This is a genomic window from Flavobacterium xanthum, from assembly GCF_900142695.1.
Classification (GTDB): domain Bacteria; phylum Bacteroidota; class Bacteroidia; order Flavobacteriales; family Flavobacteriaceae; genus Flavobacterium; species Flavobacterium xanthum.
Genome location: NZ_FRBU01000003.1, coordinates 93,550 through 115,489 on the forward strand (window position 1 = coordinate 93,550; position 21,940 = coordinate 115,489).

Annotated in this window: 19 protein-coding genes; 11 read left to right on the forward strand and 8 right to left on the reverse strand. The window is 34.6% G+C overall.

Going from position 1 to position 21,940, the window contains the following annotated elements; all coding sequences use genetic code 11:
* Window positions 1-140 precede the first annotated feature (140 nt).
* From BUC11_RS02315 to BUC11_RS02330, 4 genes are all read left to right on the forward strand, one after another.
* Complete coding sequence (locus BUC11_RS02315) at window positions 141-2,168, forward strand: M3 family metallopeptidase (RefSeq protein WP_073351494.1); 2,028 nt, start codon at window positions 141-143, stop codon at window positions 2,166-2,168.
* Between the two features lie 24 nt (window positions 2,169-2,192).
* The gene (locus tag BUC11_RS02320; protein ID WP_073351498.1) at window positions 2,193-5,861 is read left to right on the forward strand and encodes a DEAD/DEAH box helicase; all 3,669 of its coding nucleotides are present in this window, start codon (window positions 2,193-2,195) and stop codon (window positions 5,859-5,861) included.
* A gap of 268 nt (window positions 5,862-6,129) precedes the next feature.
* A complete protein-coding gene (locus BUC11_RS02325) occupies window positions 6,130-6,837 on the forward strand; it encodes a YqjF family protein (RefSeq protein ID WP_073351500.1) in 708 nt (235 codons plus the stop codon).
* A 5-nt stretch (window positions 6,838-6,842) separates the two neighbouring features.
* Window positions 6,843-7,295: an SRPBCC family protein gene (locus tag BUC11_RS02330; protein ID WP_073351503.1), complete on the forward strand. Its 453-nt coding sequence runs from the start codon at window positions 6,843-6,845 to the stop codon at window positions 7,293-7,295.
* A gap of 104 nt (window positions 7,296-7,399) precedes the next feature.
* Here the strand turns inward: BUC11_RS02330 and BUC11_RS02335 are convergent, their stop codons facing one another.
* A complete protein-coding gene (locus BUC11_RS02335) occupies window positions 7,400-8,212 on the reverse strand; it encodes a UbiA prenyltransferase family protein (protein WP_073351505.1) in 813 nt (270 codons plus the stop codon).
* Between the two features lie 147 nt (window positions 8,213-8,359).
* Between BUC11_RS02335 and gcvP the strand changes: the two genes are divergently transcribed.
* The 6 genes from gcvP to BUC11_RS02365 all read left to right on the forward strand — a co-directional run bounded on the left by gcvP (window position 8,360) and on the right by BUC11_RS02365 (window position 15,741).
* Window positions 8,360-11,209, forward strand: a complete 2,850-nt coding sequence (gene gcvP / locus BUC11_RS02340; protein ID WP_073351508.1) for an aminomethyl-transferring glycine dehydrogenase — start codon at window positions 8,360-8,362, stop codon at window positions 11,207-11,209.
* Window positions 11,210-11,490: 281 nt separating this feature from the next.
* Window positions 11,491-12,549 (forward strand): 3-oxoacyl-ACP synthase III family protein, encoded by a 1,059-nt coding sequence (locus tag BUC11_RS02345; RefSeq protein ID WP_073351510.1) that lies wholly within the window; start codon window positions 11,491-11,493, stop codon window positions 12,547-12,549.
* Window positions 12,550-12,780: 231 nt separating this feature from the next.
* On the forward strand, window positions 12,781-13,305 hold the full coding sequence (locus BUC11_RS02350; protein WP_073351513.1) for a class I SAM-dependent methyltransferase: 525 nt from the start codon (window positions 12,781-12,783) through the stop codon (window positions 13,303-13,305).
* Window positions 13,305-14,153, forward strand: a complete 849-nt coding sequence (locus BUC11_RS02355; RefSeq protein ID WP_073351515.1) for a glycosyltransferase family 2 protein — start codon at window positions 13,305-13,307, stop codon at window positions 14,151-14,153. The genes BUC11_RS02350 and BUC11_RS02355 overlap by 1 nt, the downstream gene beginning before the upstream one ends.
* An 80-nt stretch (window positions 14,154-14,233) precedes the next feature.
* Window positions 14,234-14,983, forward strand: a complete 750-nt coding sequence (locus BUC11_RS02360) for an MlaE family ABC transporter permease (RefSeq protein WP_066081144.1) — start codon at window positions 14,234-14,236, stop codon at window positions 14,981-14,983.
* Window positions 14,980-15,741, forward strand: a complete 762-nt coding sequence (locus BUC11_RS02365; protein ID WP_073351517.1) for an ABC transporter ATP-binding protein — start codon at window positions 14,980-14,982, stop codon at window positions 15,739-15,741. Before BUC11_RS02360 ends, BUC11_RS02365 begins: the two co-directional genes overlap by 4 nt.
* Window positions 15,742-15,745: 4 nt before the next feature.
* Here BUC11_RS02365 and BUC11_RS02370 read toward each other — a convergent pair whose 3' ends face one another.
* Complete coding sequence (locus tag BUC11_RS02370) at window positions 15,746-16,348, reverse strand: SprT-like domain-containing protein (RefSeq protein ID WP_073351519.1); 603 nt, start codon at window positions 16,346-16,348, stop codon at window positions 15,746-15,748.
* Window positions 16,349-16,360: 12 nt separating this feature from the next.
* Window positions 16,361-17,038 (reverse strand): SDR family NAD(P)-dependent oxidoreductase, encoded by a 678-nt coding sequence (locus BUC11_RS02375; protein WP_073351521.1) that lies wholly within the window; start codon window positions 17,036-17,038, stop codon window positions 16,361-16,363.
* Between the two features lie 130 nt (window positions 17,039-17,168).
* Here BUC11_RS02375 and BUC11_RS02380 point away from each other — a divergent pair, with 130 nt between their 5' ends.
* Entirely contained in the window at window positions 17,169-17,747 is a 579-nt protein-coding gene (locus BUC11_RS02380; protein ID WP_073351523.1) for a GNAT family acetyltransferase, read from the forward strand.
* Here BUC11_RS02380 and BUC11_RS02385 read toward each other — a convergent pair.
* Genes BUC11_RS02385 through BUC11_RS02405 form a run of 5 tightly spaced genes read right to left on the reverse strand, consistent with a single transcriptional unit; the run spans window position 17,740 to window position 21,653 of the window.
* Window positions 17,740-18,711: a M20/M25/M40 family metallo-hydrolase gene (locus BUC11_RS02385; RefSeq protein WP_073351525.1), complete on the reverse strand. Its 972-nt coding sequence runs from the start codon at window positions 18,709-18,711 to the stop codon at window positions 17,740-17,742. The genes BUC11_RS02380 and BUC11_RS02385 overlap by 8 nt on opposite strands.
* A gap of 52 nt (window positions 18,712-18,763) precedes the next feature.
* Complete coding sequence (locus BUC11_RS02390; RefSeq protein ID WP_073351526.1) at window positions 18,764-19,417, reverse strand: LysE family transporter; 654 nt, start codon at window positions 19,415-19,417, stop codon at window positions 18,764-18,766.
* A 4-nt stretch (window positions 19,418-19,421) separates the two neighbouring features.
* Window positions 19,422-20,456 carry an ATP-grasp domain-containing protein gene (locus BUC11_RS02395; RefSeq protein WP_073351527.1) on the reverse strand — a complete coding sequence of 345 codons (1,035 nt, stop codon included), beginning with the start codon at window positions 20,454-20,456 and terminating at the stop codon, window positions 19,422-19,424.
* Between the two features lie 10 nt (window positions 20,457-20,466).
* Window positions 20,467-21,177, reverse strand: a complete 711-nt coding sequence (locus BUC11_RS02400; RefSeq protein WP_073351529.1) for an NRDE family protein — start codon at window positions 21,175-21,177, stop codon at window positions 20,467-20,469.
* Window positions 21,165-21,653: a hypothetical protein gene (locus BUC11_RS02405; RefSeq protein WP_073351530.1), complete on the reverse strand. Its 489-nt coding sequence runs from the start codon at window positions 21,651-21,653 to the stop codon at window positions 21,165-21,167. Before BUC11_RS02405 ends, BUC11_RS02400 begins: the two co-directional genes overlap by 13 nt.
* Window positions 21,654-21,940: the final 287 nt, after the last annotated feature.

Consider the following 21,940-nt stretch of genomic DNA (forward strand, 5'->3'; position numbering starts at 1 on the left):
AACGAAATAAATAACATTTAAATAACACAATCTACTCTAGCATTTTAGGGCAAATCAATTCCTTTAACATCCTCGTTTTTTTCAATAAATCCCTACCTTTGTTCTGTTTAAAACATCAAATTATTTTTATTAAAAAACAAATGAGCATCTTAACCCATCACTTCAATACAAAATACAATACGGCCCCTTTTTCGAAAATAAAAAACGAGGATTTTCTTCCTGCTTTTCAAAAAGGAATCGAACTCGCAAAAGCCGAAATCGATGCCATTATCAGAAACCCTATACAACCTACTTTTGAAAATACGATAGAAGCATTGGACTTTAGCGGTGCTATTCTAGATCGAATTTTTAGTATTTTTTTCAACTTAAATTCTGCAGAAACCAACGATGAGATTCAAAAAATTGCACAAGAAGTTTCTCCTTTATTATCAGAGTTTGGAAATGATATTCGACTGAACCCTGATTTATTTGCACGAGTAAAAACAGTGTACGACCAAAGAGAAAAATTAAATCTGACGGCAGAACAAACTACGCTTTTAGACAAAAAATACAAGGGTTTTTCTAGAAATGGTGCTAATTTACCCGAGGATAAAAAAAATCAATTAAGAGAAATAGACAAAGAATTATCAAAATTAAGTTTGCAGTTTGGCGAAAATGTTTTAGCCGAAACCCAAGCCTATCAGTTGCATATTACAGATGCATCTGACCTAGCTGGTTTACCGGAAGGAACGATCGAAGCCGCTCGATCATTGGCCAAAAGCCAAGAAAAAGAAGGTTGGATTTTTACTTTGGATTACCCAAGCTATGTTCCATTTGTGACCTATGCTGATAATCGTGAATTGCGTAAAAAGATGGCAATTGCTTTTGGCGCCAAAGGTTTTCAAAATAACGAATTTGACAACCAAGAAATTGTCCTTAAAATTGCCAAATTACGTTTTGATCGAGCACAAGTTTTAGGATATGCAAGCCACGCCCATTTTGTACTGGAAGAACGAATGTCCGAAAGTCCGGAGAAAGTAAAAAAATTCTCCAATGACTTACTAGAAAAAGCAAAACCGGCTGCTTTAAAAGAATTTGCACAATTATCAGCTTTCGCCAAAGAATTAGACGGCGTTACATTGCTGGAAAAGTGGGATGGCGCTTATTACTCAGAGAAATTAAAACAGCAATTATTCCATTTAGACGATGAAATACTAAAACCCTATTTTCAATTAGAAAAAGTGTTGGAAGGTGCTTTTGCCGTAGCGCAAAAATTATACGGAATCACATTCGAAGAAACTTTTGAAGTAGACAAATACCATGAAGAGGTAAAAACATACGTAGTAAAAGATGAGGAAGACCAATTTGTCGCCATTTTTTACGCTGATTTCTTTCCAAGAAAAGGGAAACGCAACGGTGCCTGGATGACTTCTTTTAAATCGCAATACATAAAAAAGGGAATTAATGAAAGACCGCACATTTCCATTGTATGCAATTTTACCAAACCTACAGAAACAAAGCCATCCTTATTAACTTTTAATGAAGTTACCACTTTATTTCATGAATTTGGTCATGCTTTGCACGGCATGTTGGCTAATACTACGTATCCCAGTTTATCAGGAACAAGTGTTTATTGGGATTTTGTGGAATTACCAAGTCAGATTTTAGAAAACTGGTGCTACGAGCCGGAGGCATTAGCCTTATTCGCCTACCATTATGAAACTGGCGAAATGATTCCGCTAGAATTAGTGAACAATATTAAAGAAAGTGCTAGTTTTCAAGAAGGAATTGCAACGATGCGTCAATTGAGTTTTGGGCTCTTGGATATGGGTTGGCATGCAGAAGATCCTTCGAATATTAAAAATATTAAAGCTTTTGAAGCCAAACAATTTTCTGCTACACAATTATATCCCGATGTAAAGGAAAACGCTATGAGTACTTCTTTTTCGCATATTTTTCAAGGCGGATATTCCTCTGGCTATTACAGCTACAAATGGGCAGAAGTGCTGGACGCTGACGCTTTTGAATATTTTCAAGAAAAAGGTATTTTCAATAAGGAGGTCGCCACTAAATTTAAAGAGCACGTACTTTCTAAAGGTGGAACAGAACATCCTATGATTTTATACAAACGCTTTAGAGGTCAGGAACCAAGACCACAAGCTTTGCTAAAAAGAGCTGGATTGCTTTAAATTACTGATTTATAAAGTTTAAAAATGGAGCTTACCGACCTAAAATTAATACAAGATTATTTAAAAGAAAATAGTATTGCAAGTTCTACGGCTAATGCAAAAAACATTAGCCCTACGCTTATTAACGTATACTTTGGGCAATATGAATTTGAATATCTTGGCGGCGCAACTAAACCGTATCAAATAGAAATTAATATTGCTAATCCTAAAAAAATTGAGTCTTATTGCAGTTGTCCTTACGATCACGGAGGTGTTTGCAAGCATATAATTGCAGCTCTTACTGATATTAGTAAAGTCATTATTAAAAAAACAAATAGTATTTTGCACGATTTAAATGATTTTACAGCAACCCAGAAATTACCTTTAAATCAGACACATTTAGAAAACGAACTCCTTTCGGATGCCGTTCTCTCGCAATTTCCCTCGCGTTATACTAGTTACTATGACCATCAGCTACAAATTAGCAATGCGTCACAATCAGAGGTAAAAACAATGTTTTTAGATTGGGGAAACCATGAACAAACCATAAGCTATGATAGCGAAACTAAAATTTTAAAAACGCGTTGTACTTGTTCTAAAGCAGAAAAACCATGCGATCACATTGGTATTAGTTTGCGGATTATAAAAAAGAAATTGGGCGAAAATTTCTTTAATACAAATTATTTACCGCAAAAAATTGAAGCATTTTTAAAACCATATCAGATAACCGATAACGCGGAAATTGGAAAAATATTCGATTTTCAAATTACAAAAAAAGGATTTGAAGCAACTTCAAAATATAAAAATATCCAACAAGGATTTCAAGATCTTTCTAATATTTACGCGAATGAAGCGGTTGAGCTAAGCGCTAAATTACCCATGTCAGATCATTTTGATCATGATTTTGGACTGGGAATATATTTTGGATTTAGAGCAAAAAAATTAAAGGGTATCTTTCCTTTTCAGGCAAAGTACAACAAGGCTAAAACCGATTTTGCATCGAGCATTTCCGACCTTAACTATTACAGTATCGGAGAATCTATGCACTTATTTCTTAATGAAAATAATGATGCGGTAATCATAAAATCGCTACAGCTAAACGACCTAATTTCCAGCTATGAATCAAAAAGAGAAATTGGTTACTTAACAAAAGCATTTGAACATTTAGAACTTTTATTACCATTATGGAAAACGCTCTTGATATATAAACATGAAGACAAAGCCAGTCTGACAAGGAAAAATCTGGTGTCCACAAAAATAGAGGATATCAAAATAAGATTGTTTTTTACTCTTAGCGAAAATGAATATTTTTACACACTAAAAGCAAAAATAGCAATTGGAGATAAAGATTTTAACCTCAACAGTACAGCAATAATTGTGAGTTCGTTGTTTGTATTTTTTCAGGGTAATGCTTATCCCATTCCAAATGCCAATGTTTCTGCACATTTAAATAGTTTCGCTAATCACTCTGAAATTAATTACTTCAAAAAAGATGTGCCCAATTTTATTGAAAAAGTAATTTTACCGTTATCTAAAAAATTTGAAATTCAAACTACCATTTTCAAGAAATCTAAAGCCAAAATAGAAAATGAAAGTATTGAAAAACAAATCTACATGTCGGATTTAGAAGGACATTATATTGTTTTTAAGCCTGTAATTCAGTATGGCAAAACGCTCGTACCAGTATTTTCAAACGAACTGTTATTAGAAGCCACCGAAGATTCAAAAATCACATATCAAGACCGTAATCAGTCTTTTGAGGATAATTTTATAGAAGAATTCAGAAGCCTCCATCCAAAGTTTGAAACTCAAGAAAGTATGTTTTTCCTCACACCCGAAGAACTTTTCGAGAATTACTGGATGTTACACGCCACGGAAAGAATGAAGCAATTAGGCATCACTGTTTTTGGAGCCAATGAATTGAAATCATTCAAATTTAATTTGAACAAACCCGTAATCCGAGTCAATTTAAAATCGGATATTGATTGGTTTGATATTGAAATCGACATTAGTTTTGGCAATCAAAAAGTAAACATTAAGGAGTTACAGAAGGCCTTTTTGAAAAAATCAAATTATGTTGCGCTTGGTGATGGAACACTGGGAATTCTTCCAGAGGAATGGATGAAAAAATTTGCTAACTATTTCAAGACTGGTGAAGTCAAGAAAAACGGCATACAAATGTCGAATTATCAGTTCGGAATCATTGAAGAACTTTATGAGGAAATGGATACCAAACCTGCATTTCTGGAAGAGCTGTACAACAAGAAAATGCGTTTACAAAACATTTCTGAAATTGAAACTATTCCAATTCCAAAAGGGATAAAAGCAAAACTCCGAGATTACCAACACCACGGACTAAACTGGCTCGCTTTTTTAGATAAAAACCAATTGGGCGGTTGTTTGGCAGACGATATGGGATTAGGGAAGACCTTGCAAACTATTGCATTTTTACAACATTTGAAAGTGACAAATCCTAAGAATCAACCTTCACTAATTATTGCTCCAACCTCATTAATTTTTAACTGGAGAAATGAAATAGAAAAGTTTTGTCCAACCCTGAAGATGCTTACTTTTACGGGTGGAAACAGACTTGAAAATAAAGATAATTTCAACAAGTACGATTTAATTATTTCCACTTATGGCTCTTTGCTGAACGACATTGCGTTTTTGAAAGATTTTAAATTTAATTATATTGTTTTAGACGAAAGTCAAGCGATAAAAAACCCAAATTCGAAGAGATACAAAGCCGTCAGATTGTTGAATTCGTATAACAGAATTGCACTTACGGGAACACCAATAGAAAATAACACTTTTGATTTGTATGCACAACTTAACTTTTTAAATCCTGGATTACTGGGTAATATGACGCATTTTAAAAATAATTTTTCGGATGCCATAGACAAAGAAAAAGATGTTGACGCTTCGCAAATTTTAAGTAAAATTATCACGCCTTTTATGTTGCGAAGAACCAAAGAACAAGTAGCCACCGAATTGCCAGAAAAAACAGAAAGCATCATTTTTTGTGAAATGGAAAAAGAGCAGCGTGCGGTTTACAACACCTTCAAAAATAAATACCGTGATTATTTAATGAATAAAATTGATGAAAATGGCGTCGAGAAATCACAAATGTACATCTTAGAAGGTTTAACTAAACTCCGGCAAATTTGCAATTCGACCGCGCTAATTCCGACTGATGAAGACTTTGGGAATTATTCGGTAAAGCTCGAGGCATTAATGGAAAACATCAAAGAAAAAACGGGAAATCATAAAATTTTAGTTTTTTCACAGTTTGTCAAAATGCTTCAAATCGTAAAAACGAGACTAGAAGAAGAACACATTCATTATGAATATTTAGACGGAAAAACGACCAACAGACAAGAGCGAGTCGAGAATTTTCAAAATAATGCCGATGTTCGGGTCTTTCTGATTAGTCTTAAAGCTGGTGGAACCGGACTAAATCTAACCGAAGCAGATTATGTTTTCATTATTGATCCTTGGTGGAATCCTGCTGTCGAAAACCAAGCCATTGATCGCTGTTATCGCATTGGACAAACCAAAAAAGTAATGGCATACCGCATGATTTGTAAAGATACAATCGAAGAAAAAATTGTTTCATTGCAACAAAAAAAGAAAAATGTAGCTTCGAGTATTATTTCGATCGACGACGAGAAAAAATCGTTTGATATTAATGAGGTAAAGGAATTGTTTCGGTAGTTCCGATTCCTAAAATACTTTACTTATTTTTCGAAAAAAGATACTTATAATAAAAAAGTAACACTAAAAGTAACGAAATGTACTTTTCGAAGCGAAAATAAAATTGACGATAGCACTTTACGAACGCTTTAAAGAACAAGATCCAAAACTGGAAGCTTTAATGAAAAAAGTGAAATTGTTTAATCATAAATTTCTGAAAACCAAAGTACAATGGTTCGGATTCTTTGATAAATTTTAGAATAATTAAAAAAATAAAACCTACAATAAAATGAGTTTTTTAAAAGCAGAGTGGAATAATTTAGCCATGATTAATTATGAGGTTGATCCTCAAATTTTACAAAAATATGTCCCAAAAGGAACCGAACTCGATTTTTGGAACGGCAAATGCTACGTCAGTTTTATTGGGTTTCTTTTTGAAAAGGTGCGTGTTCTAGGAATCAAAATTCCCTTCCATAGTGATTTTGAGGAAGTCAATCTTCGGTTTTATGTGAGGCGTTTTGAAAATGGAGTATGGAAAAGAGGGGCCGTTTTTATAAGCGAAATTGTTCCGAAATACGCCATTTCATTTATTGCCAATACGTTTTATAATGAGCACTACAGCACGTTACCCATGAAACACACTTTAACAGTCAATGAAAAGTCAAGAGAATTTATATACCAATGGAAAGTCCGTAACAATTGGAATACCATTCATGTAACAACGGACAAGACGCCCATTGCAATTGAACCGGATTCAGAAGCTGAATTTATTACAGAACACTACTTTGGGTATACCAAAATAAATGAAAATGAAACTTTTGAGTACCAAGTCACACATCCCAGATGGCAACAATTTGAAGTAACGAAGAATAACTCTAAAATAGATTTTGAAGGTGTATACGGGAAGGAATTTGCATTTATTGCTAATTTAGAACCAACTTCCGTATTTCTAGCTATTGGCTCCAAAATAACTATTGAAGACAAACGAAAATTATAATTTTAATGACCCGAATAAAAATTAGGACTAAAATAAATGCCCCAATACAAACTGTTTTTGATATTTCCAGAGACATCGATGTACACCAAAAATCAGCTAGTCCTACAAAAGAAACGGCTATCGACGGCATCACTTCCGGCTTGATCAACTATAATGAAACAGTGACTTGGCGCGGAAAACATTTTGGTTTTTACCTGACTCACAAAAGCCGAATAACCGCCATGAACTTATACGATTATTTTGTAGATGAGATGGAGGACGGGAAATTCAAATCATTCCGACATGAACATCTTTTCATAGAAAAGAATGGCCTGACAGTAATGAAAGACAAAATACATTATGAAGTTCCTTACGGTGTTTTTGGCGAATTATTTGATTTTTTGTTTCTAAAAAATCACATGATAAATTTCGTTTTGGCAAGAAACAAGGTGTTGAAAGAATTAGCTGAAAGCAAGTAATTTACAAAAAGTGGACAATAGAAGTAACGTATTGAACCACTAAAATGACCCTCTTCACCACTCTTTCAGTGCTATTGACGAACGCACGCACCACTATTTACTTTTTACCCTAAAACCAGCAACATCCACCAGACGATTGGAATACTTTCTACCCAAAAAGAGGTGTAATATTTCGATCGTTTATCATTGGCAAAAATTAGAAATAATGAAATCATAATCACTAGCAGCAAGTTGACTACTAATTGGTTTTTATCAAAATTACTTTTTAAAAATTCCAAAAAATAAAAAGGAAGCAAAAGCAACAGTCCTAATAGTTTGGTTCGCCTCACCCCTATTTGTTGTGGAACGGTTTTTAAATGCGGATCATCGTTTGCCAAATCAATGATTTCAAAAACAAGCACCAAAACAAAAATAAGAATAAACCGTTGTAAACATTTTAGATAAAAATCTGCTGTTATAGGTATCTCCGCATTTAATATGGGCAAACCCAAAGTCACTCCTACCCAACACAGAGCCACAATATAAATTTTTACCCCAGCCCAATTTCTAGCATTCCTTTTAGTAGGAAAAAAAGGAAGTGTATATAATAATGTGATACTTAAAAAAATAACAGCTGCAATTTGAGTAACTCGTTGCAATTGAAAAAAATAATAACCTACTAAAATAAAACAACAAAAACTAAACAGCGCAATTGCTTTTAGTTCGTTCCGCATTTGAATTTTTTTTGCTCGGGCTAATGCATCGTATTTAACAAAATTGTATCCAACGACAATTCCAAAAAAAGCAAAGTGTGCAATGGAGTCCTCATAAGAAATGTGGAACATGTGTTGGGTCATTCTAACTAAGGCATAGCACGATAAACCCACGTGAATACTGCCTTTAATATAAAAATCGATTATTAGTTTAAAAACCCTCATTAGACAAAATTAATCAAAGTGTTAATAAGAACGGCTTTTAGTTGAAAAATTCACAGAAAATCACGTTAAAAAAGGCTATTAATAGCATATTAATATTTAATTTTACAGCCTTTTAAAACAAGAAACACACAACCCATTTTATATACAATGAAAACAGACGCTTTTGCATTAAGACACATTGGCCCAAGAGAAAATGATTTAGAACACATGTTGAAGACAATTGGCGCAGCAACTCTGAATCAATTGATTGATGAAACTATTCCAAGTGACATTCGTTTAAAATCGGATTTAGATTTAGAACCGGCAATGACCGAATATGAGTTTGCAAATCACATTCAAAAATTAGGAAATAAAAATAAAGTTTTTCAATCTTATATAGGCTTAGGATACAACGCTGCAATTATTCCTGCAGTAATCCAAAGAAATGTTTTTGAAAACCCAGGTTGGTACACTGCTTACACACCGTATCAAGCAGAAATAGCCCAAGGTCGTCTCGAAGCGATTTTGAATTTTCAAACCATGGTTATCGAATTAACTGGGATGGAAATTGCTAACGCTTCCTTATTAGATGAAGGAACTGCTGCTGCTGAAGCTATGGCGCTCCTTTTTGATGTTCGTTCGCGTGATCAAAAGAAAAACAAAACAAATAAATTCTTCGTTTCCGAAGAAATATTACCCCAAACTTTATCGGTTTTACAAACGCGTTCCACTCCAATTGGCGTTGAATTAGTAATTGGAAACCATGAAGAATTTGATTTTTCATCGGAATATTTTGGAGCAATCCTTCAATATCCTGGAAAATTTGGACAAGTTAACGACTACACTGATTTTATCGCAAAAGCTGCTGAAAACGAAATTAAAGTAGCGGTTGCTGCTGATATTTTGAGTTTAGTAAAATTAACTCCTCCAGGAGAAATGGGCGCTGCAGTGGTACTTGGAACTACACAACGTTTTGGAATTCCGTTAGGTTATGGCGGACCACATGCAGCTTATTTTGCTACAAAAGACGAATACAAAAGAAGCATGCCAGGCAGAATCATCGGTGTAACAGTAGATACAGATGGAAATCGTGCACTACGTATGGCACTGCAAACGCGCGAGCAACACATTAAAAGAGACAAAGCAACCTCAAACATTTGTACTGCTCAAGTTTTATTATCCGTTATGGCTGGAATGTATTCTGTGTATCACGGACCAAAAGGCTTACAGTATATTGCTGATAAAGTACATGCATCTGCAGCAACTTTAGCAAATGCATTAGAACAATCAGGGTATCAACAAACGAATACCGCTTTCTTCGACACCATTGTTGTTAAGGCTGATGCCAAAAAAGTAAAAGCGATTGCCGAAGAAAACGAAATTAATTTCTACTATGTAGACGACAATACGATTTCAATTTCTTTAAATGAAACGACAAGCATCACTGATTTAAATAAAATTGTTGCTGTATTCGCTTCTGCAAATGGGACTGCACTGACTCTGATTGAAACACTATCTGAAACCAATCATTTTCCAGAAAATGTAAACAGAACATCTACTTTTTTAACGCACGATGTTTTCAACAAATACCATTCTGAAACCGCTTTGATGCGCTACATCAAAATGCTAGAAAGAAAAGATTTAGCCTTGAATCATTCCATGATTTCTTTAGGTTCATGCACCATGAAACTGAATGCAGCTTCAGAAATGTTGCCTTTAAGTATGCCACAATGGAATAACATTCATCCTTTTGCACCATTGGATCAAGTACAAGGATACCAAGAAATGTTAGCTAAACTAGAACAACAGTTAAATGTAATAACTGGTTTTGCTGGAACAACATTACAACCTAACTCAGGTGCGCAAGGAGAATATGCCGGATTAATGGTGATTCGTGCTTACCACCTTTCAAGAGGAGACCATCATAGAAACATTGCTTTAATCCCATCATCGGCGCACGGAACAAATCCAGCATCGGCAGCTATGGCAGGAATGAAAGTTGTTGTTACTAAAACATTAGAAAACGGAAACATTGATGTAGACGATTTACGAGAGAAAGCTATTTTACACAAGGACAACCTCGCTTGTTTGATGGTAACCTATCCTTCCACTCACGGTGTATTTGAAAGTGCAATCAAAGAAATTACACAATTGATTCACGATAATGGTGGACAAGTTTATATGGATGGTGCTAATATGAATGCTCAAGTTGGATTGACAAATCCCGCAACTATTGGCGCTGACGTATGTCACTTGAATTTGCATAAAACATTTGCTATTCCTCATGGCGGTGGCGGACCAGGTGTAGGACCTATCTGTGTGGCACCACAATTAGTTCCCTTCTTACCTACAAATCCAGTGATACCAACAGGCGGAGAAAATGCAATTACTGCAATATCTGCTGCTCCTTGGGGTTCTGCATTAGTTTGTCTGATATCTTATGGTTACATCTGTATGTTAGGTGCCGAAGGTTTGAGACAATCTACGGAATATGCGATTTTAAATGCAAACTATATCAAGGAAAAATTAAACGGTCACTACGACACGTTATATTCAGGAGAAATGGGTCGCGCAGCACATGAAATGATTATTGAATGCCGTCCATTTAAAGAAAAAGGAATTGAAGTAACTGATATTGCTAAACGATTGATGGATTATGGTTTCCATGCACCTACAGTTTCCTTCCCAGTTGCTGGAACAATGATGATTGAACCAACAGAGAGTGAAAACTTAGAAGAATTAGATCGTTTTTGTGACGCGATGATTGCCATAAGAAAAGAAATTGAAACGGCTACTTTAGACAATCCAAACAATATCTTAAAAAACGCACCCCACACTTTAATGATGGCCACCACAGACAACTGGAATTTTCCTTACAGTCGTGAAGCCGCAGCCTTCCCATTAGAATACATTGCCGAAAATAAATTCTGGCCTACCGTACGTAGAGTCGACGAAGCGTATGGAGATAGAAATTTAAATTGTTCCTGTGCGCCAATTGAAGCGTATATAGAAAGTTAGATTGCAACTTAAAATGTCTCGAGAAATCGGGACATTTTTTTTTGACTTCAAAAATAAAAGTGAATTAAAATACTTTTAATTCAAAATTTAAAAAAATCACTTTTTTTCGCTTAAAAGATTTAAGAAATAAATATCACACAAAAACTTCAATTTCGTAATAAAATAATCAAAAATTTTGCCAATAAGTTATTATTTCGTAATTATATGCATGCATAGTAAATTTTGTAGCTGTAATTATTTTTTAATGATTAAATTAGCCTAAAATTTGGAAAATTAACGCAATGAAAATAAAAATAGCTGGAATAGGAAGCTATATTCCTGAGAAAAAAGTAAGTAATACAGATTTTAGCGAACATGTTTTTTTAAACGAGGATGGAACAGCTTTTGGCTATCCAAATGAAATAGTCATCAATAAATTTAAAGGCATAACTGGAATTGAGCATAGGCGCTATGCTGAAGATCATTTAAACTCCTCCGATCTAGCTTTTTTAGCTTCTCAAAAAGCCATTAAAAATGCTGGAATTGACCCCGAAACAATCGATTACATCATCTTCGCTCATAACTTTGGCGATGTAAAATACGGCACAACCCAATCCGACATGCTTCCAAGTTTGGCTACCCGTGTTAAACATAAATTACAAATAAAAAATCCAAAATGCGTCGCGTATGACATTCTTTTTGGATGCCCAGGATGGATTGAAGGCGTACTTCAAGCCAATGCATTCATCAAATCTGGAATGGCAAAGCGCTGTTTGGTTATAGGTTCAGAAACGTTATCCAGAGTAGTTGATGCTCATGATAGAGACTCCATGATCTATTCTGATGGCGCAGGAGCTTCTATTATTGAGGCTTCAGATGATGAAACGGGATTATTGGCCTATGAAAGTGCCACTTATGCAAATGACGAAGCAGGCTATTTGTTTTTTGGCAAATCCTACAATCCTGATTTAGACCCAGACACCCGCTATATAAAAATGTACGGGCGCAAAATATATGAATTCGCTCTTAATCACGTTCCAGCAGCCATGAAAAGTTGTTTAGACAAAAGTGGATTAGGTATTGACGATGTGAAAAAAATACTCATTCACCAAGCCAATGAAAAAATGGATGAAGCCATAATCCACCGTTTTTACAAACTTTACGACAAGACGGTTCCTAAAGACATTATGCCTATGAGCATTCATGAACTCGGAAATAGCAGTGTGGCCACCGTCCCTACTCTTTTTGATTTGCTTATTCGCGGCGAAATCCAGAATCAAGAAATACACAAAGGGGATGTTATGATTTTTGCCTCTGTTGGCGCAGGAATGAACATCAACGCATTTGTTTATAGATATTAATTTGTAGTAGGAGCTATTCCTGCTGTACATTACAATTCCTCACTACAAAACTTGTTTTTCTAGGGTGCAAGAAAGCTTCTTTTAGTCGCTTTTTGCACCCTGAAAAACTACCTTTTGCCGCTCCGGGATTTTCATTTCCATCAGGGCTAAAAAACAATACCAAAAAACACTTTTATTACTATATTTGTGGCTTCATTCCCGAAGCTTGAGGATTGCGCAAAATAAATAAACATGTACGAGAAAACGTTTCCCAATAAAAGATTCAAACATACTTTAGAATTTCTAAAAAAACACGTGTCAAATTCAGAGACCATATTAGATTTAGGTGTTGAAAACCCTTTTTCTAAAATCATGAAGGAAGAAGGTTTCAATGTTAAAAACACAACTGGTGAAGATTTAGACCTAGATCAATCAGTATTTCAATCTGAAAAAACGACTGTTGTAACAGCTTTCGAGATCTTTGAACACCTTTTAAATCCTTTCACTATTTTAAAAGAAATAAAATCCGAGAAACTATTTATATCCATTCCCATGCGTCTTTGGTTTTCCCCAGCCTATAGAAGCAAAACAGATTTATGGGACAGACATTACCATGAATTTGAAGATTGGCAACTCGATTGGCTTTTGGAAAAAACCGGTTGGAAAATAATAGACCGAGAAAAGTGGACCAATCCGGTAAAGAAACTTGGAATTCGACCATTACTTCGAAAATTCACACCAAGATATTATATCGTTTATGCCGAAAAAATAAAATAATGAATTACTACATTGTCATTCCGGCGCATAACGAAGAAGATTTTATTGCTTTAACGTTAGATTCTTTGATTTCGCAAAGCGTTTTGCCTAAAAAAGTAGTTGTTGTCAATGACAATTCAACAGATAAAACGGCCCAAATTGTAACTTCTTTCGCTAAAGAAAATCCGTTCATTACTTTAGTTAATAAGAGTTCTGAAGCGATACATTTGCCAGGGAGCAAAGTCATTCAAGCTTTTCAAAAAGGCTTTGAAACATTGGACGAAAATTACGATGTCATTGTAAAGCTAGATGCAGATTTAATTCTACCCAACAATTATTTTGAAACTATTTTAAATACTTTCGAAAAAGATGCCACCATAGGAATGGTTGGTGGATTTGCGTATATCGAGAAAAATGGCTCTTGGATTCTAGAAAATCTAACTGACAAAGACCATATTAGGGGCGCCTTCAAAGCCTACAGAAAAGAATGTTTTCTACAAATAGGCAATTTGAAGCCAGCAATGGGTTGGGATACCGTCGATGAATTACTCTCGAAATTTTACGGATGGAAAGTCGTTACGGATGCTTCATTAATTGTAAAACATCTGAAACCAACCGGAGCAAACTACAACAAAACAGCCCGATACAAACAAGGAGAAGCATTTTATACTTTAGGCTACGGATTCCTTATCACTTCCATAGCTTCGGCAAAACTGGCGATAATGAAGAAAAAACCGCTGCTTTTTATAGATTACATCAAAGGTTTCTGGAAAGCTAAAGCGGCCCAAACGCCTTTATTAGTAACAACCGAACAAGCAAAATTCATTCGAAAATACCGTTTGAAGAAAATGAAACAAAAGCTTTTTTAGCCAACAAAATCAAAAAACTGCTGAACCAAAAGAGATAACTCCTAACATTTTTTGTAATTTAGCCCATATTCGCAAAACTTATGATGCTCATTCGCTATATAACGCAAATAGGAAGATACTTCTTAATGCTGAAAGAAATTTTCAATAAACAAACCAAATGGTCTGTAATGAAAAATCTTATTTTCAAGGAAATTGATGACTTAATTATCGATTCTCTTGGTATTGTTGCTTTCATTTCTTTCTTCGTAGGAGGAGTTGTTGCCATTCAAACAGCATTAAATTTAACGAATCCTTTGATTCCTAAATACCTTATTGGCTTTGCAACCCGACAATCCGTAATATTAGAGTTTGCTCCCACTTTTATTTCCGTTATTATGGCTGGGAAAATGGGTTCCTTTATCACTTCAAGCATAGGAACGATGAGGGTTACGGAACAAATTGATGCCTTAGAAGTAATGGGGGTAAATTCCTTAAATTATCTTGTATTCCCAAAAATAATAGCCTTATTGTTATATCCATTTCTTATTGGAATCGCTATGTTTCTAGGCGTTCTCGGTGGATGGATGGCGGGTGTTTATGGCGGCTTTATCTCAAGCGCTGAATTTATAAATGGAACTCAAATGGACTTTATTCCGTTTCATATTGTTTATGCCTTCATAAAAACATTAATTTTTGCCATGCTATTAGCAACCATACCTTCATTTCACGGCTATTACATGAAAGGTGGCGCACTTGAAGTAGGGAAAGCGAGCACCGTTTCCTTTGTTTGGACATCCGTTTCCATTATACTTTTTAATTACATATTAACACAACTGTTACTAGGCTCATGATAGAAATTAAAAATATAGAAAAATCATTTAACGGAAACAAAATTCTTAAAGGCATTTCGACCGTATTTGAAACTGGAAAAACCAATTTAATTATTGGACAAAGTGGCTCTGGAAAAACAGTTTTATTAAAAAGTCTTTTGGGTATTCACACACCTGAATCAGGTCAAATATGTTTTGATGGAAGAATTTACTCCGAATTAGATCCTAATGAAAAGAGAGAGCTTAGAACGGAAATTGGAATGGTATTTCAAGGAAGTGCTCTGTTTGACTCGATGACTGTAGCTGAAAATGTTGGATTCCCATTACGAATGTTTACCAAAGACAACAAAGCTAAAATAAAAGAACGTGTTGATTTTGTGCTAGAAAGAGTAGCATTAACAGACGCACATGGAAAATTACCTTCTCAAATTTCTGGAGGGATGCAAAAACGTGTTGCTATTGCTCGTGCCATCGTAAACAAACCTAAATACTTATTTTGCGACGAACCTAACTCTGGTTTAGATCCCAATACAGCAATTTTGATTGATAATTTGATCAAAGAAATCACGGAAGAGTACAACATCACAACAGTCATAAACACCCATGATATGAACTCTGTGATGGAAATTGGAGAGCGAATCTTATTCCTTAAAGACGGTTTAAAAGCTTGGGAAGGAACTAAAGAAGAAATCTTTAAAACAGATAATCAATCGGTTGTTGATTTTGTTTATTCTTCTAATTTATTCAAAAAAGTAAGAGAAGCGTATTTGAAAGAGTAAAAACCTAGCTTGATTTCAACAACTCCACCTCAGCATTGGGATTGAATAAATACGTTTTTCCAGAATTCATTTCAAGGCATTCAAAACGTTTGGTTCTAACGGCTATTTTCTTGAAAATCTTTCCATTTTGGATTCGGAAAACACTGCCGTAAGGAATTTCAAAAACGTAATTTTTATCATTTTGCTGATCAAATTGCTTCAGTGCCAAAGCCAAATTAGCATCTGTATCGCTGCTGGCTGTTGGATTTTTGAAATGTCTCGCCAGTAAAGGCAATAAATGATTAGGAAAAATCTCCGGACGAATGTATGGAATCATTAACCTTTGGAAAGAATATTTCCATTCATTTCCATGCGGCTTAATGTTTCGCCCAAATTTCTCAAAGGCCACCAAATGCGCAATCTCATGAATCAAGGTGATCAAAAACTTGTATTTATTCAGGTTTGAGTTTACCGTAATTTCATGCTTTCCATTCAGTCCTTTTCGATAATCTCCATGACGCGTCTGGCGCTCGTTGACAATCTTAAGATGCACTTGATTGGCAACAATAAGTTCGAAAACGGGTTTTACCGCATGCTCGGGAATGTATCTGGCTAAGGTTTCGCTCAAAACAAATAGGAGTTACGGATTAGTTGAAGAAACTTGCAACACTTTTCCATTGAAATATTTATTACCGTTCAACGTAAAATCATAAATATAATTTGCCATTTCACTTGCTGATATAGGTGCTTGATAGCCTGGAAAAGCTTCAGCTAGCATTTCAGTTTGCACTGATCCTAACGCTAAAACGTTGAATGAAATTCCACGATCTTTGTATTCTTCTGCCAGTAATTCTGATAATGTAATCACGGCTCCTTTACTCGAACTATAAGCCGCCAATCCAGCAAACTTCAAACTTCCCTGAATTCCGCCCATAGAACTAATCGTTACTACATGGCTTCCTTTATGTAGGTACGGCAAACAAATACGTGTCAAATTAGCGACTCCAAAGACATTTACTTTATAGATATTTTCGAAATCCTCTTGGGTTGTTTCTAGAAAAGGTTTCAACAATAAACTTCCTGCGTTATGAATGACGGCATCTACTTGTTTCCACGACTTAGAAAGAAAACTACTTACTCTATCTAATTCCAATTCATTGGATAAATCAACCGAAAGACAAGTAATATTTTCGTTCCCCAATAACGCCTGAGGAATTTTTCTAGAAATAGCAAGCACCTGATGACCGGCAGCTGCAAATAGCAAGGCCAATTCAAATCCTATCCCCCTACTTGTTCCTGTGATAATAATATTTTTCATGAAACAAAAATAAACAAAACCAACAAAAAAGTACTGCTTTACGCCAAGATTATTACGGCAATGAAATTAAAATTTTATTATAAAATTCATTATTTTTGATTCAAAATCCTAACCATCGAATTATCAGAAAATGAGAGAAATTATCACATTCCAAATCGCAAAAATAAGTGATATTGAAGGCGTTTTGGCACTACAAGATTTATACCTTGTCACTAATTTATCCGAAGAAGAAAAAGCTTTTGGATTTGTTACCACGCCATTTACAGTACAACAACTTACCGAAGTTATCCAAAAAGAAGAATTGTTCCTAGCAAAAGATAACAACAAAATCATTGGGTATATTTTTGCCGGTAGTTGGGAATTCTTCAATCAATGGCCCATTTTTAACTATATGAATTCCCTTTTTCCCAAACTAACTTTTTTAGATTTTAAGATCACTACCACCAATAGTTTCCAATATGGACCCGTTTGTATTCATAAGGACTACCGTGGAAAGGGATTAATAACTTCCCTTTTTGAGTTAATGAGAATAAACCTGTCGCAAAAATACCCTTTGAGTTTGACCTTCATTAACAAAATTAATATCCCCTCCACCAAAGCGCATACCAAAAAGCTAAAATGGACTATTATAGGCGATTTTCAATTCAACACTAATGACTATTATATTTTGGCTTATGACATGAAGCAATCCGTTTCTTATCTTATTTAAGCATTATTATTTCTTGAGTAGGTGTGTTTGCCATTTGTGCTACAGCAGGCAATAATTCTTGTATAAAGGACGTCATGTGGGGAATATCCATTGCATTAAAATCATCTGAAACATGATGATAGAATTCAAAATTCTCAAAATCGAAAGTACTAACCGATTGGCAAGGAACTTTGAAAACATCATAAAAAGAGAAGTTATCTGATCTGTAAAAGAGTTGAAATTCGGTTTCCTTTGGAAGAAAACCAATCGTGTTTTTCCCAGTATATTGATTTATTTTCCCAGCCATATTCGACTTATCAAAACCCGTAATATAAGCTAAATAATCTCTTTTCATTGGGACACCAATCATCTCAATATTGAACTGCGCATAGAGTTTAAAATCCTGTGCTTTCAATTTCTTGGCTAAATGTTTAGACCCTAATAATCCCTTTTCTTCTCCTGCAAAAAACACAAAAAGAATGCTTCGTTTGTTATTTTTGGCACTGCTGAAATACTTTGCCATTTCGGCAACTGCGGTTGTTCCTGAGGCATCATCATTGGCACCATTATTAATAAAATCCCCATTCACCCCTTTTTTATCTATTCCGATATGATCATAATGCGCGCTTAGAATTATAAATTCATTTTTTAGAACAGCATCAGTACCTTCAACATAACCAACTACATTAAACGCAGTACCCTTGAAAGTTGAAAGTGTATCCCGATACGATATGAAATAGGGCTTTACCCTATTATCTTTAAAAAATTGCTCTAAATAATCCGCAGCTTTTACCATCCCTGCTTGTCCAGTTTCCCTTCCTTCCAATTCATCTGAAGCTAAATATTGTAACGTTTTAGCAACATCCTTTTGCTGCACCGTATACGCGAGATGCGATGGAACACTATTTGCAGCATCCTTTACAACTACAGAAGAAGGTTTGCAACATAAGAAAAGAAATGGGAGTAAAAGAAAAAGTTTTTTCATAATTGAAAAGAATTAGTATTAATAAAGACAGCTGTGAATTAGAATTACACTTTTATAATTCCGTTTTATTTCGATAATGTTTTCTATAAACTTTGACTATTTGAACAACAGCCAAAACCACAAAAAAGAACGGAATTACGACTGGGATTACATACATAGAAAAGCTACTTGTATTTTGAGCTAATGTGTTTAAAATCAAAATTAAACCAAGCATCCCCATAAATGTACCTACCAAAGTTCCTGCAATATAATACACTTTGTCTTTATTTACAATTGAAATATAATTCCCATTCATCAAATAGAGATTCCATCCGGTCCAAAATGGTACTTGAAGAAAATTAATAGCGCTCAAAAAAACACCAATTAAAAAAGGAGAATACGTCGCATATTTTTCTACTATTCCTTGTTGTTCTATTGGTTGATTAGCGCTAGCAAAAAACGAATACGCTAAAATTAAGAGAAAGAAAATAGCACAAAAATCAATGATCTTCATTAATTTCTTATTACTAACCAATTGCTTTGCAAATAGTAATGATAAATAAATCACGAACAGCTCTACGAAAATGACTCCGGCTAAAAACAAAAACAAGCTATTAAACCCAAGTTTGACATATATTTCGAAACCGATCAAATTCAAATATCCTAACGGTATGGAACCAATAAAGCTCACTAAAAAACCAATAAAAATGTTCTTTAATGCCTTCATTACTTTAAAAATTTACAATTTTATTGCTTTGTTCTAAGTGCATTTTATATTCTTTCATGCCTTCCTTATGCAGTAAATAGCAAGCACCCTTTTTATGGTTCGCTGCGCTTATTTCATACATATACGTAATATGCCGTGCGAGTTCTTTCCAAGCAAAAAACAAAGAATGCTTTGGGTCGTATATGTGAGTGGGTTCACTCCCAGCGCCATTTAGTTCTACAACTGAAAAATTAAGTCCTTGCTCCAGTTCTACGATAGTATGGTACATTACATCCAATCTACCAAAATAGAAACCTGGAATTTGCAAACACATTTCGTTTATAGTCTGTGTTAATTTTGGAGTTATCCAATGATTTCCATCAATGAATTTTGCGCCTCGAGCATGATTCCCATAAGGCACCAAATTCAATTTCTCCCCTTTAGGTAAAATATCGAGTAGTTTTCGACCGTATTCCTGCTTTAAAACGGGCAATTGTAATTCATATCGTGGATTTTCTTTAATCAATTCCTCTACAGTTGAAAAGCCGTTACCAGTGACAATCAAAAATTCCTTTGATACGATTCCTGTAATTCTACCCGCTTTTTCATGAGGATAACGTACATAGAAAATGCCAACTTCATTATCAAATGGAATTAAATCCTGAACCACATAATCGAAATTTGCTTTCTGTGTATATTCTTCTAAATCGGCTATTGAATTGATTTTTTTTACTGCAGAACCACGCAGACCTATATCGGGTTTTGCAATCAAAGGGTATTTTATTTTTGCTTTTGTGATAACATTCAAAACGTTTTGAAGATCAGTTCCCTCTTTTATTAATTCCGTTTTCGGGAAATACTGTTGTGGAATCAAATCGTAAATTTCTTTCTTCGATTCCATCATAAAACCTCCATTCTTGATGGTTGGATTACAGGCATTGAAGAAAAAAATTGACTTTGCCTTGAGGGAATAATAGGACCATAAAAAATAAATAGGAATATATACAATCTGGAAAGGCCAGTATTCCCAATGCGTAATTTTATGAAAAAATAGTTTCATACTATAGTTATTAAACGGTGATAAATGACGAAGAATACTCCTGTTGGGCAATCAAATCATAGTGAAAGATACTGACTTTATTATTTTCCAACACGGATTGCGTGATACTTAAGGTCTTCAACTTGTCATTCCTATTAATCACAAGGCCGTTTTCATTATTTCCGGACTCCGTGTGGCGATGAAAACCATACATTGTTGATACTGAAATCTCCGAATTCTGATCCACAAAAGTATGAAACCAATTCGAGCGTTTTTCTCGAATGGCCAACGGATATAAAGTAGATGATGACCAAATGTGATTTTTTTTAATATCCAAAGGCGTGGTTTCTTTCTCCTTTCCGTTCCATCGCAATTGAAAAAGCATCTTATTTTGAAATAAAACTAAAGTAAACGGTTCTATATTTTCTAAATCAATGTCGTTCCAGAAATCCTTTGGCGAAAAGCTGCTGATCACATCTAAAACAACCAAACCCCTACTTTTTCGATACGGCAGTTGTACTTTATGCTTTTCATCAGCGCCATTTAACAGCACTAAAATCGTTCCATCTGCTCTAGTAACAAACCAAGTTCCACCTGCTAACGGATCCTTTGGAAAAATAAGATCATTCCCATTTATTGTATAGAGTCTAGGTGGAATAGCGCTAGGTCGCACTATTTTTTCATCCCGATTAGAGGTAATGATAATTTTATCCTTTGTGGTTACAAAACTTACTGTGCACATTGCTTCCTATATTCTATTGTAGAGCGAGCAACACCAAAATCAGGATTAACAGTAACGGTTTCACATTGTAAAATAGCTACTTTTATCAATGCTTGATGATGAATACAATGTTCCAAATTATAAAGTAACTCTCTAAAATAATTACTTTCAATCCAAATTTCTTCGTCATCAATAACTTGTAACAGCTCAATTTTCTTATTTTTTTTATCCACATTTTGTTGAATCATGACAATATTTTCGATAGCAAAAGCAGTATCCGTTTGAATGCGACTATTTCGTTCTCTAGTATCATAATTAACAACACCACAATCATATCGATTTTCTAAGCACTGAAACATCTCAATAATATGTCTGGTGTGTTCTCCAATAGTTGCATTACTTAATTCCGCACAAGAATTTGAATATTCTTTTTGGGACAATTGATTCAGCAAATCAATTAGTTCATTTAAGCTATTTTTAATAGAGGGTATTAGCATATTTATATTTTAAATCAACAAATTTGAGCCGACAGTTTTATCTTATAAACCACGGTATTGCAACAAAGAAAGGGAATTAGTACCAAAATAAAAAGTACACTATCCCCATTTTAACTTCATTTTAAGCATGTGCAGCAGAACAAAAATCACACCAATACTAAATCCGTAGTCATTTTAGTTTCTCACCGTGCTACTTTAAGTACTAAAAGCCAATTCCTAAAAATCTAAAAAGTAGTACTAGTACTCCTATAAAATTCAATTTTTAAACTTTTGACGAATACCAAAAA

Coding starts and splice junctions, on each gene's coding strand:
- BUC11_RS02315 (WP_073351494.1), top strand. CDS start 141: ATGAGCATCTTAACCCATCACTTCAATACAAAATACAATACGGCCCCT.
- BUC11_RS02320 (WP_073351498.1), top strand. CDS start 2,193: ATGGAGCTTACCGACCTAAAATTAATACAAGATTATTTAAAAGAAAAT.
- BUC11_RS02325 (WP_073351500.1), top strand. CDS start 6,130: ATGAGTTTTTTAAAAGCAGAGTGGAATAATTTAGCCATGATTAATTAT.
- BUC11_RS02330 (WP_073351503.1), top strand. CDS start 6,843: ATGACCCGAATAAAAATTAGGACTAAAATAAATGCCCCAATACAAACT.
- BUC11_RS02335 (WP_073351505.1), bottom strand. CDS start 8,212: ATGAGGGTTTTTAAACTAATAATCGATTTTTATATTAAAGGCAGTATT.
- gcvP (WP_073351508.1), top strand. CDS start 8,360: ATGAAAACAGACGCTTTTGCATTAAGACACATTGGCCCAAGAGAAAAT.
- BUC11_RS02345 (WP_073351510.1), top strand. CDS start 11,491: ATGAAAATAAAAATAGCTGGAATAGGAAGCTATATTCCTGAGAAAAAA.
- BUC11_RS02350 (WP_073351513.1), top strand. CDS start 12,781: ATGTACGAGAAAACGTTTCCCAATAAAAGATTCAAACATACTTTAGAA.
- BUC11_RS02355 (WP_073351515.1), top strand. CDS start 13,305: ATGAATTACTACATTGTCATTCCGGCGCATAACGAAGAAGATTTTATT.
- BUC11_RS02360 (WP_066081144.1), top strand. CDS start 14,234: ATGATGCTCATTCGCTATATAACGCAAATAGGAAGATACTTCTTAATG.
- BUC11_RS02365 (WP_073351517.1), top strand. CDS start 14,980: ATGATAGAAATTAAAAATATAGAAAAATCATTTAACGGAAACAAAATT.
- BUC11_RS02375 (WP_073351521.1), bottom strand. CDS start 17,038: ATGAAAAATATTATTATCACAGGAACAAGTAGGGGGATAGGATTTGAA.
- BUC11_RS02380 (WP_073351523.1), top strand. CDS start 17,169: ATGAGAGAAATTATCACATTCCAAATCGCAAAAATAAGTGATATTGAA.
- BUC11_RS02385 (WP_073351525.1), bottom strand. CDS start 18,711: ATGAAAAAACTTTTTCTTTTACTCCCATTTCTTTTCTTATGTTGCAAA.
- BUC11_RS02390 (WP_073351526.1), bottom strand. CDS start 19,417: ATGAAGGCATTAAAGAACATTTTTATTGGTTTTTTAGTGAGCTTTATT.
- BUC11_RS02395 (WP_073351527.1), bottom strand. CDS start 20,456: ATGAAACTATTTTTTCATAAAATTACGCATTGGGAATACTGGCCTTTC.
- BUC11_RS02400 (WP_073351529.1), bottom strand. CDS start 21,177: ATGTGCACAGTAAGTTTTGTAACCACAAAGGATAAAATTATCATTACC.
- BUC11_RS02405 (WP_073351530.1), bottom strand. CDS start 21,653: ATGCTAATACCCTCTATTAAAAATAGCTTAAATGAACTAATTGATTTG.